Raw genomic sequence first — 10838 nt, forward strand, 5'->3', positions numbered from 1 at the left:
TCTGCTTCGAGCATATCAACTGAACCACGCTTTTCAAAACCATTATTGGCAATCACCTTTTGCATGGGCATGTTCCCTGGATGGGTATCGATTCGAAAATCGCGTGCACCCCGTGAATAGAAAAATGAAATTAACGCCGTAAAGAAACGTGGCGTTAGCCGCTGGCCGCGGAACTTGTCCGACATCGCTACCCGATGGAGTGAGGCATAGTCATGTGGGTGACCACTATCAGCCCAACTACCATCTTTGATGTCCGTGTAGAGTGGGTCCTCCCCTTCAAAGGCAGCAGCGTATCCCGCCACCTCGTCACCAACAACTAAGACAAAACCCTGTTGCGCATCCAAATCAGCTTGGACGGTCGCTTCGTTTGGGTAATCGGATTGCCACTGGTCAATCCCCTGCTCCTTTAAATAACCTTTGGCGGTCTGCAAAATCGCAACGATTTCAGAGACATCACGAGCCTGTGCTCGTCGCATAAATACTGCTGGCATATGCGTAATATCGCGCACTAATATCAGTACGCTACTCCTTTCCAAATGTCATCAGGCACCAATTATAGCACAACGAATTTGGAAATAAAGTCTCTAAAAACACATTTTTTAGGAATTTTTGCATGAACATTTCCAAACAAAAAAGCTCGATTAATCTGTGACTAATCGAGCTTTTCTGCCAGGCTGTTAAAGAGGTTTTTTTATTCAAAAACAACAACCTCAACTTAACTTCGTGATTTTTTTAATTTTATTAAGAACAGTTAAAATCAATCAATATCGTCATACTTTTTCTTAATCAAACCCAGTCCTGTTAGAACAATTAACCAAGTGGTCAAGATGGTTGCTTTCACTGATGTTTGATTCTTTGTATGACCATAATCCGTCTTTGGCAGAGCGCTAATTAAATTGTCACCATTTTGATGGTGCTGACCAGTGCCATTTTGATTAATCGTTGTCTCCTGCTTTTGCTGAATTTGACTATCCTTTGCTGTTGCAGAACTATTTTCCGACAAATGGGTTAACAACTCTTGTGCTCCTACATTTGACTTCGTTATTTCAGCTTGCCAGACAACAGGTTGCGCCAGCTTGTTATCACTAATTTTCACTGGTGTGGCCACTTGCTTGTCATCGACGTTCGATGCTGAGGTCTGATTGGCTGGTACTGCCGTTTTCTTTTTATCTATCTTTGATTCAGCAGATGGGGCAACTAGTACCGCTGCTTCCTTCTTATCTATGTTGGATTCAATAGATGGAGTAACAGGTACCGCTGTTTCTTTCTTATCCGCCTTCGGTTCAACAGATGGAGCAACTGGTGTTACTGCTTTCTCCTTATCTGTATTTAATTGCGTAGATGAATTGGCTGGCACGGCTGTTTTCTCTTCCACCTCTGAATTAGTAGATGGTTGAACACCAGACCTAGTATCTGAATCAACTGGCAAAGCAGCTGAATTGGTTGGACTAACAATTGGTTCAGCAATTGTTTCGGTTGTCTTCAACGCCGCCTTGACATCCCCATCAAGGCTTCGCAGAGTTTTTGCATGACTAATTGCCTGGTGAGCTTGTTCAAGCGCCTCTTACAAACGAGCAATAGCCTTTTCATAAGCCTGTTTGTCGGCGTTGCTTACGGCCTCTATCGCTGTCCGCTTCTTTTCACCGGCTTGGTCTATCTGTTGATTAGCTGTCTGAATTTCAGCATGGCTAGGCTGAGCTTGGTTAGCGACCGGTACCGTTAGAGTATTAATGGTCTTCAAGAATTTTGTTAATTGATCCGTTAAGTCTTGACCAGTCTTTGCTTCAGAAACTGCTTGGTGCGCTTGGGACATTGCACCTCGTAATTGATTAATGGTAGCCTGATATGCTAATACATCAGGATTTAGTACTCGATCGATTTCTGCCTGCTTTTTAGCACCTGCCCAGTCAATCTGTTGCTTGGCCGCCTGAATAATCGCTTGGTTAGGCTGTTCTTGGTTTGCTTTTGGCACCGTGAGAGCATTAATCGTCTTCACAAATTTTGTTAATTGCTCTGTTAAATCTTGACCAGTTTTTGCTTGGTCAACTGCTTGGTGCGCCTGGTCCATTGCTTCTCGTAATTGATTAATAGTCGCTTGATAGATTGACAAATCAGAATTTGGTACCTGATCAATTTCCGCTTGTTTCTTAGCACCAGCCCAGTCGATTGCCCGATGCGCTTGGGTCCGTTCTTCGCGCTTAGGCGTCAAAGTACTTGGTGCTGGAACCATGGCAAAATCATCCAAAGTCTCTTCTTGAACCTGGTCAACATCGGCATTCGTATTGGCATCATTAATCCGTTTATTTGCAGCTGCCATTAACTGATCAATCCGTTCCACTTGTTGGTGGAGGCTAACTGGGTCAACATTTTCAATCGCATTAAACCGTTGCTTCAGTTCATCCCCTGCGGTTTGAATCACACCCTTGGCACGGTTAGCTTCATCAATATCAACTGGCTGGAAAGAACGCATCATATCTGGATGACAAACCGCTTCGATGGCATCTATTGCTTCTTGTTCAATGGCTAATAAGCTGGCATTCACTCTGGCTTCGTCAAGTTTTTGATTGGCCCGCTGAACGATCTGATCAATAGCGGTTTCTTGCTTTGCTAGTGATTCAGTATCAACCCCTGGTTCTTTTTCGAAAATTTTCTTTTGCTCAATCGCCTTTTGTTGAACTTCCCCCTTGGCTTTTTGCCGATCTGCATCAGTCGGTTGTCGGAAAATCCATTGAATTTGCGGTGATTGAACCGCCTGAATGGCTTCCTTAATTTTAATAACCGCAGTCTTTAATTGGCCATGGTTCTTGGTCAAACTAATCGTTGACGACTTTATTCACAGCTTGCTGCTGTGCTAGTTCATCAGGATCAACTCCGGTAATTTTTCCAAAGTCTTGACTTCGATTTTGACCTGCTGATATCGCATCTTGGATAGCGGTTTGCATTTCTTCTTTGTTAACCGCCTGATCCTGCCAATTTTGCTTTGGCTGTGTAACTTGGTTAATATCTTGCAAGCCCTTATTGACAAGCTCATGCATATCGTGAACAGTTTCTGCCTGACCAATCAAAGCAGAATAGTGCTTCACCACACCTGTTAACAGTGTCTGCTGTTCCAACAGACTTGCTTGATTGACATCATCGAGGGCTTCAAAACGTGTTGACTTTTCTTTAGCAGCCATCATTAACGTCTGCTGACCATCTGCCTTCTGGTCAACTGTTGCTTGGCGATATTCGGGTGCTAAGCTTGGCTTCGCCACTGTCTGTATATCAGCTAAGCTTTGCTTAACTACTGAATCAAGTTCATGGTGAACCGTTGCCTTTTCAATCGAATGATGGCCGGTTTGCAAGATATATGCCAGCTGGACCAACTGATTTTCCAAGTTTTGCTGATCAACATGGTCAATGACCAAGAAAGTAGTCTTCTTTGCCTGGCCAGCAGCGCTAAGCCGTTGTGCTGCTTTCGCTTTTTCTTGGTCAGTAACTGCTTGATAAGCAAAAATCAGAACCGGATCAGCCACTAAGTCAATCTTTGTCACTGCCTGCTTTTGGGCAGCAGTTAAATCTTGATTCAACTTTGCTTGAGCCAGTGCCTCCTTAGCTTGTTTCAGAATTTGATCAATTTGTTGTTGTTGCTGTTTGAGGCTCTCCAAGTCAACATGAGTAATCTTAGAAAATCGCTCTTGCTTAGCATGAGCATACTGGGTCAACATCTTTTCGATGCCAGTTTTATCAGCTGGAGTCACTGGTCGATAAGCCAACTGTACTTCTGGGTCAGTCACTTGGTTCAAGCCACTTAGCCCTGCTTGCAAAGCAGTTTGCAACTGTCCTTGGTTTTCAGCAGCTTAAAGAATCCCGATTGCTGTCTTTCGAGCGGTCTTCAGGGCAGCTACTTGCGCCTTTAAACTTTGATCATCCACATGTTTAATGTCTGAAAAATGCTCTTGCTTTTTCAAAAAGGTCTGGTTAAGAATTTCCAGCGCATGGTTGCGGTCATCCTCGGTAACTGAACGGAATTGTGTTTGAACGACCGGTTCGACAACATCCTGAATGCCCTGCAAGCCTGCTGCTAATGCCTTGTTCAAGTCCTGCTTTGTTTTGGCCTTGGCAACTAAATCGTGTGCCTGTGCCAACGCTTGATCAACGACCTGTTTTTGTTGGTTGAGGCTCTCTGGGTCAGCATGAGTAACTGCATCAAATTGGCCTTTTTTCAGATTGGCCTGCCGGGCCAATAGATCATCGACAGCTGCTTTTTCATCCTGACTGACCAGCCGGAAAAGAGGGAGTATGCTTGGCTGACTAATACTAGTTACCGCCTGCTCAGCCTGTGCGACAGATTTGTTCAAATCTCCCTTAGTTGCCGTTCGGTCAATGGCTTCTTGTCCCTGCGCCAGAACTTGGTTCAATAACTGTAATTGCTGAGCCAAACTATCCTGATCCACATGACTGATTTGCCGGAAAGATTCCTGGCGCTGTGCCACAACCTGACTAAGATAATCCTTAGCCATTTTTTATCAGCTATCGTTGCTGGCCTCAGTTCTTCCAAAACAACAGGTGCTGCAATTTGACGAACCGCTGTCAGTCCCTGTTGGCAAGCAGTTACTAGCTCCCCATTCGTTTGTGCCTGGTCAACAGCCTGACTTGCAGTATCTGCTGCTTGGTCAACTAAAAGCTGTTGTTTGGCCAAGCTTTCAGGATCAACTCCTACCAAAGACGCAAACTTTTGTTTTTGAGCCTCACCGGCTGTCTTCAACTGCTCCTTGGCATCTACTTGATTGCTCGCTTCGACTTGACGATAACCAATTTCCTTGATTGGATCAGCGACCTGGTCAACTTGCGTTCAAGCATCCGCTAAACTTTGGCGAAGGTCTTTCTTGGTTTTGGCAGCCAATAGCAGCTGCTAGCCATTCACTTGGTTTTTTCAATCAAACCTGACTGTAAGGACAGACTAACCGAATCAACATGATCAATGGCGGCAAAAGTGGCTCTTTTATCATCTGCTGCTTGATTCAAGGCCGCAAGCGCCTGATTTTGATCAGCCTTGGTGGTTGGTTGGTACTCCACTTCCAGTGCTGGTCCGGCAATTTTAGCAATCGAATCAAAACCAGCTTGAACAGCCCGCTTTAATTCACCTTGAACTGCTGCTTGAGCAACATCCTGCTGTGCCTGTGTAATCGCTTGCTGCACCGCTTTAACTTGCTGCTGGACGCTCTTTTTCTCGCCCTGTTCGACAGCAAGAATGGCTTGCTTTTTGGCCTCACCAGCATGGTTAATTGCCTGCCGTGCTAAGTAACGGTCCATATCGGTTACCGGCTGATAATCCTTTTGAATTGAAGGTTCTTCGATTCGTTGAATGCAATCAAGGTTGTCGGCTACAGCTTTTCGAAAGGCACCAGCAACTTTTGCTTTTTGCAATGCCTGTAATCCAGTTGCTAAAACTGAATCAACAACTAATTGCTGAGCCCGTAAACTATCTTGATCAACATGACTAATAGCTGCAAAATCAGCCTTTTTTGCCTCACCGGCATTTCGCAAGGTCTGTTCACCCAGGTGGCGTTCCTCTGCCGTGACCGGTTGGTATTCGCTTAAAATTTTTGGCGCTGCAACCAAATTAATAGCCTGTACTCCCTTGTCGTAGGCTACCTGAATGTCTTTTTGAATCATCGATTGATTCAGTTCGATCGTCGTGGATTTTTTAATCAAGTCTAAAAGTTGGAGTTGCTTCGACAAACTAATTGGATCAACGTGCAAGATTGCTGCAAACTGCTTGCGCTTGGCCGAAAGAATATTTACAAGTTTGCCATAGGCCACACCAACATCGTAAGCGGTCGCCTCTTGGTAAGCAAATTCCACCTCAGGCTTCGCTACCGCCCTAATCTGAATTAGTGCCTGGTCGCTGACCTTGGCGAGTTCTCCCCTCGTCTTTGCTTGGTTAATTGCTTGTGTTCCAGCTTTGAGGGCTTTTTCTAAAATTGACAGTTGCTGCGCCAAGCTCTGTTGGTCAGCGTGTGCAACATTTTGGAAAAGGTCACGTTGGTCTTGGGCAGCTTGTTCTAAGAACCTAATCGACAAGGCCTTATCATCTGCCGTTGGTTCCTTCAATATTTCTTGAATCGTTGGATTTTCAACAGCACGAATAGCTTGGGACGTCTTTTGGAAGCTTTGCTCAAATTCACGGTTCGTTTCCGCTCGATTTAATTTCTCAATACCATTAGAAATTATCAGATTCAATTTAGCTTGCTGATTAGCCAAACTCATTGGATCGACACCAATAATTTGATTGAAGGAATCACTTTTTTCTTGCCCTATTTGTTGCAAAATCGCCACTGCACGGTCAATATCATGTTGACTAACCGGCTGATAAGCAACCATCTTAGTTGGATTAGCAACCGCATTGATATCTTTAACCGCCTTTGCCGTGATACCGTTTAAGTCGCCGTTGGTTTTGGCCTGTTGAAGAGCCGTAGTTGCTTTTTGAACTAACTGATTTACAAGGTCTTCTTGCTGGTTGAGACTATCGGATTCAACATGTGCCACTTTCTTAAATTGCTACTTTTTTTGTAGTCCGGCAGCCACTACTTGATCCATCGCTTGTTTACGATCAGCTGCCGAAACCGGTTGAAATTCTTTGATTAACTGTGGTTCGGCAACGCCATCGATTGCTACTAGTGCCTGTTCTAATGCCACTTTCAGTTCTTGCTTCGTTTTGGCATCGTGAATAGCCGTTAATCCTTGATTAACCGCTTCGGTTACCAATTTTTCTTGACTCAACAGGCTTGCTGGTTCTGTATGGTCAATTTCTTCAAAACGCTTTTTAGTCGACCGTCCCCTTTCTTCAAGGGCAACCACCGCAACCTTCACTTCAGCGAGACTGACTGGTTGATAATCAATTTGTAAATCAGGATTGGCTACGTCATTGATGGCATGTAAGCCATCCGCCAATGTCCGAGCCAGTTCAACCGTCGTCTTAGCTTGACCAACTCGTTTCTGGTAAAAGGCGACTTCATGGTCCACCACTTTTTCTTGTTTGTGAAACTTTGTTGGTCGACATGGACAATTTTAGCAAAGTCTTGTTTCTTTTCTTGCCCAGCTTGTGCTAAAGCCACCTTGGCCTCCTCCTTACCGGCCTTGCCCAAAAAGATTGCTCGCAGCGCATCGATAATCCGATCCAAGACACGACGAGCTGATTCAACATCTGGCACCATATTACCTAACCGATCCAAGCCGAGTGTGGCATTAAAGTTCATTTCAGCCGCAAAACGATCACCGTCTAAATTGAGTGTTTTGACAAATTCGTTTGGATCGACACCTCGTGGAACTGCGACACGCAGGTAAACACCATATTGACCACTGTCATAGTTGCTTGCTAACTTATCATCAATCATGCCCATGCTCAGTACATTCGCAACAGAACTAATGGTTGCCTGTAACATCTTATAATAACGTTCAGGATTTAAAACCGAATCGTTTGATGGATAAACATTTGCCGTTAACGGTACTCCACCACCCAATACAAGGGTGTTTTGAATTGGGAAATAACTCGTTTTTGTCGTTTTCTGATTTTCACCAAGAATTTCTTTGACATGCTCCGTTATTTTTCAGTAAATGATTCATCAGCCATTAAGCGTATTTCGGAAACACTGGAATAATCATTTTTAATGCCGGTCAAGCCGAGTAACGACTTATCTGGTTCACCAAAAATCATCTGTCCAGCTTGGGCGATATGACGCTGATCACTATCTAATACAGCATCCCCACCACCGTTTAAATTCGGTTCGCTTGTTTTTAAGGCAGTGACTAATTTTTCATAAGCATTAGTTGTTTGCTCATACAACGAAGGTAATGGCCGTTGTGCTAAATCAGTCTCTCCCGGAGCTTTTTGCTGGTCACCCTTGTCAACTGGCTTTTGATTCTGCTTTGACTGTGAATCTTATTTATCCGGTTCTTTTTGCTTATCTGCACTGTCCTTTGGATTTTCTGGTACGACCACAACCGTTCCTGGTCCCTGGTGGCGGCGCTCAGGGCGTGGATTATCAACAGTGAAATCGTCATCTGCCTCATTTTCCCTCTTGTCGTTATCCTCGGTGTCGACATCAACACCAAAATCAGCCTGGTCCAAGTTCACCCTGGCAGCCAATTGGCCGTCATTTTGCTCTTGGCCGTTATTAGCTTGAACATTTTCTGTCTTATGAACTTGCGCAGCATGACCACTAATCTGTTGGTCGCCATCCACTAAAGTCAAACCACTTGAAACTAAGACGCTCGATGCCACCAGCCAAGCGCGGCGTGATTGGTAAATCGTATACTTTTTCCTGATATTTGTATCCATTATTTTTACATTCCTTTACTTTGTTTTCGTTTGTTGCAATTTGATTATAAAGGCTGCTTTATAAAAATACAAATTTGAAAAGAAAACGGTTTCTTTTACTATTTTAAAACCAACATTTTTGAAACAATAGCGCTTTCAATCTTCTTCAAGAAAAGAGCACTATCATTTTTTAATTTTTATTAATTTTAAGAAAATAAATTGAAAAATAAACACAAAAAAAAGATTGTCAAATGACAATCTTTTTTGCTGATTTTTTATTCTGATTTGGAATATTTTATTTTTTTTCGGTTTTTTTAGCCCAAAACTGGAAATAATCGACCCGCAACTGCCCGTTAAACAGTTTGCGCTTTTTCGTCGCTTTTTGACCAAAAACTTTTTCAAATGATAGGTCAGAAGTTAGGATATATTTCGACCAGTAAGGCAGTCGACTATAAACCGCTCCCATCTGTTTATAAAGCCCTTCGGCTTCTTCAAGTTCACCGAGTCGTTGACCATAGGGTGGGTTCGCCACTAAGACGCCACGTTCTTCTTCTGGTTGCCAATCACCTGCGGCCAAAGCCTCAAAGGTAATGTCTTGAGACAAACCCGCATGCTTAGCGTTTTCTTGGGCAATTTTCACCATTTTCGGATCAATATCATAACCACGGATGTTCAACGGCGTGTCGTAATCAGCCTGATCTTCAGCTTCATCACGAATCGTATCTGAAAGGGTGTGATCAAACCAGTCCATCTTTTCAATATCAAAGTCACGGGTCAAACCTGGTGCTAAGTTGCGACCAATCAAAGCAGCTTCAATCGGAATCGTTCCAGAACCACAAGTTGGATCGACAAAAGGTAAGTCTTTTTTCCAATTAGTTAACAGCACCAAGGCCGCCGCAAAGTTTTCCTTCAATGGCGCTGGTCCCTTTTCAGCTCGGTAACCGCGCTTAAAGAGTGATGGCCCGGTTGTATCCAAAGTCAACATGACTTCATCCTTGGTCACCATGACCTCTAATTGTGCAAAAAAGCCGGTTTCTGGTAAGCGAGTTCGAACATGAAAGGCTTCCTGCAAGCGAGAAACAATCGCCTTTTTTGTAATTGACTGAACGTCTGGCACCGAGTGCAAGGCTGATTTTTGTGACCGACCGGCAACAGGAAATTCCGAATCATAATTAAGGTAATCTTCCATCGGCAAAGACTTGATGCCCTCGAAAAGCTCATCAAAAGTGGTGGCATGAAAGGAACCAATCACGATTTTTACTCGGTCGGCTGTCCGGAGCCACAAATTAGCCCGTAAAATATCGGCCTGAGTCCCTTCAAAGAAGACTCGGTAGTTTTCAACCTGAACATCAAAGCCCAGGTCCTTTAATTCTTGGCCTAAGACGGACTCCAAGCCCGCCGCAACTGTTGCCATTAAACGATATTTCTTTTCCATCATTTTCCTTTTATAATATAAATACTATGATACTCAGTGAATTCTTTGCCCTGACAACTTACCTACCAAATCAAACCGAAGTGTTTGGCCAAGTCAAAGACGACCGCGACCAAATCAGGCCCTTGGCCCAATTACGCTTTTTCAACCAACAAAGCGAAATCGCCTTTGTCGCTGGGAAAAAGCCATTGACACTTGGCCAACTGCAAACGCGACTCAGCCAGGTCAGCCCAAAAACGAAACTGGCTTGCCTGGTCGACCAGACTGGCCCCAAGCCACTATTAGGTTTTCACCAGGATAACCTCGGTCGCTTAATTTTACAATAAAATCAACCGATTCTCAGCCTTTGACTACATTTTCAATATTTTTAGAGGTCATCTAACTTAAAGGTTGGCACAATTGGCTGATTTTTTTCGGGTTGTTGTTGATCCTGACCATTGGCCGGCCTTGCTTGATAAACGACACCACGGCGCTTTTCTTTGGCGATTTGAACCGCCTGGGGTGAGGTCAAATTATCACGTTGCCAGTTCACCAGGATAGCCTCAATGTAACGCAGACTCCGAGCATTATTGGCGACTGCTTCTTGAATCGCCAAGACCATCATGTTTGGATCAAAGTGGTCTTGGTCAAACCACTGAGCCACCGTTTGCATTTCCAGCGGTGATAGGTTGCGACCGAACTCGCCTTGTAAAATCCGGACAACTTCTTGACGGCTTTTTTCACCAGCCGAAACAACGTTATTGGCTGGCCTCAGACCCTGGCCGTGTAGCAAGCGGTCGTAAAGTGGCAAGAAATCATAAATTTCACCCTGACGGCCTTGACCGGCAACCTTCATTAACCCTCGATCAACCATCGACATCAGTCGGCTCACAACCGTTTTTTCCGTGACCTTCATTATCCGAGCAACGGCTTTCGGGTCGGCTTGGTCGCCCTGGTCTTGGAGGCGTTTAACCTGCAAGAAAAGGACCAAATCATCATTGTCAAAACCCAAATCCTGGTAATGTACCAGTAAAGCGTTTTCTAGGCTAGTACTGCCGGCCTGCAAGAAGGCCTGTAATTTATCGTCCATCAAACCCTCCTTATCAATCGTTACAAAAGCGCCCA

Annotated in this window: 14 protein-coding genes; 1 reads left to right on the plus strand and 13 read right to left on the minus strand. The window is 44.3% G+C overall.

What is annotated here, in order from left to right:
• The 12 genes from AOQ32_RS00750 to AOQ32_RS00805 all read right to left on the minus strand — a co-directional run.
• The coding region (locus tag AOQ32_RS00750; protein ID WP_059393138.1) for a GNAT family N-acetyltransferase at window positions 1-491 on the minus strand (491 nt) is incomplete at its 3' end.
• A gap of 266 nt (window positions 492-757) precedes the next feature.
• Complete coding sequence (locus tag AOQ32_RS00755; protein ID WP_059393139.1) at window positions 758-1486, minus strand: hypothetical protein; 729 nt, start codon at window positions 1484-1486, stop codon at window positions 758-760.
• Between the two features lie 78 nt (window positions 1487-1564).
• Complete coding sequence (locus AOQ32_RS00760) at window positions 1565-2812, minus strand: DUF1542 domain-containing protein (RefSeq protein ID WP_059393140.1); 1248 nt, start codon at window positions 2810-2812, stop codon at window positions 1565-1567.
• Between the two features lies 1 nt (window position 2813).
• On the minus strand, window positions 2814-3818 hold the full coding sequence (locus tag AOQ32_RS00765) for a hypothetical protein (RefSeq protein WP_059393141.1): 1005 nt from the start codon (window positions 3816-3818) through the stop codon (window positions 2814-2816).
• A gap of 21 nt (window positions 3819-3839) precedes the next feature.
• Window positions 3840-4502 (minus strand): DUF1542 domain-containing protein, encoded by a 663-nt coding sequence (locus AOQ32_RS00770; RefSeq protein ID WP_114679962.1) that lies wholly within the window; start codon window positions 4500-4502, stop codon window positions 3840-3842.
• Window positions 4397-4747, minus strand: a complete 351-nt coding sequence (locus tag AOQ32_RS00775; protein WP_059393143.1) for a DUF1542 domain-containing protein — start codon at window positions 4745-4747, stop codon at window positions 4397-4399. Before AOQ32_RS00775 ends, AOQ32_RS00770 begins: the two co-directional genes overlap by 106 nt.
• Before the next feature lie 155 nt (window positions 4748-4902).
• A complete protein-coding gene (locus AOQ32_RS00780; RefSeq protein WP_059393144.1) occupies window positions 4903-6531 on the minus strand; it encodes a hypothetical protein in 1629 nt (542 codons plus the stop codon).
• A gap of 12 nt (window positions 6532-6543) precedes the next feature.
• Window positions 6544-6936 (minus strand): hypothetical protein, encoded by a 393-nt coding sequence (locus tag AOQ32_RS00785; RefSeq protein ID WP_059393145.1) that lies wholly within the window; start codon window positions 6934-6936, stop codon window positions 6544-6546.
• A complete protein-coding gene (locus tag AOQ32_RS00790) occupies window positions 6903-7505 on the minus strand; it encodes a hypothetical protein (RefSeq protein ID WP_059393146.1) in 603 nt (200 codons plus the stop codon). The genes AOQ32_RS00785 and AOQ32_RS00790 overlap by 34 nt, the downstream gene beginning before the upstream one ends.
• An 80-nt stretch (window positions 7506-7585) precedes the next feature.
• Window positions 7586-7828 (minus strand): hypothetical protein, encoded by a 243-nt coding sequence (locus AOQ32_RS00795; RefSeq protein ID WP_059393147.1) that lies wholly within the window; start codon window positions 7826-7828, stop codon window positions 7586-7588.
• Between the two features lie 96 nt (window positions 7829-7924).
• Window positions 7925-8323, minus strand: a complete 399-nt coding sequence (locus tag AOQ32_RS00800) for a hypothetical protein (protein ID WP_059393148.1) — start codon at window positions 8321-8323, stop codon at window positions 7925-7927.
• A 274-nt stretch (window positions 8324-8597) separates the two neighbouring features.
• Window positions 8598-9737, minus strand: coding sequence for a THUMP domain-containing class I SAM-dependent RNA methyltransferase (locus AOQ32_RS00805; protein ID WP_059393149.1), 1140 nt, complete (start codon window positions 9735-9737; stop codon window positions 8598-8600).
• Between the two features lie 26 nt (window positions 9738-9763).
• On the opposite strand from AOQ32_RS00805, the gene AOQ32_RS00810 reads away from it, so the two are divergent.
• On the plus strand, window positions 9764-10060 hold the full coding sequence (locus tag AOQ32_RS00810) for a hypothetical protein (protein ID WP_059393150.1): 297 nt from the start codon (window positions 9764-9766) through the stop codon (window positions 10058-10060).
• Window positions 10061-10101: 41 nt separating this feature from the next.
• Here the strand turns inward: AOQ32_RS00810 and AOQ32_RS00815 are convergent, their stop codons facing one another.
• Complete coding sequence (locus AOQ32_RS00815) at window positions 10102-10803, minus strand: DnaD domain-containing protein (RefSeq protein ID WP_083994319.1); 702 nt, start codon at window positions 10801-10803, stop codon at window positions 10102-10104.
• Between the last annotated feature and the right edge of the window lie 35 nt (window positions 10804-10838).

It is taken from the genome of Fructobacillus tropaeoli, assembly GCF_001047135.2.
GTDB classification, from domain to species: domain Bacteria; phylum Bacillota; class Bacilli; order Lactobacillales; family Lactobacillaceae; genus Fructobacillus; species Fructobacillus tropaeoli.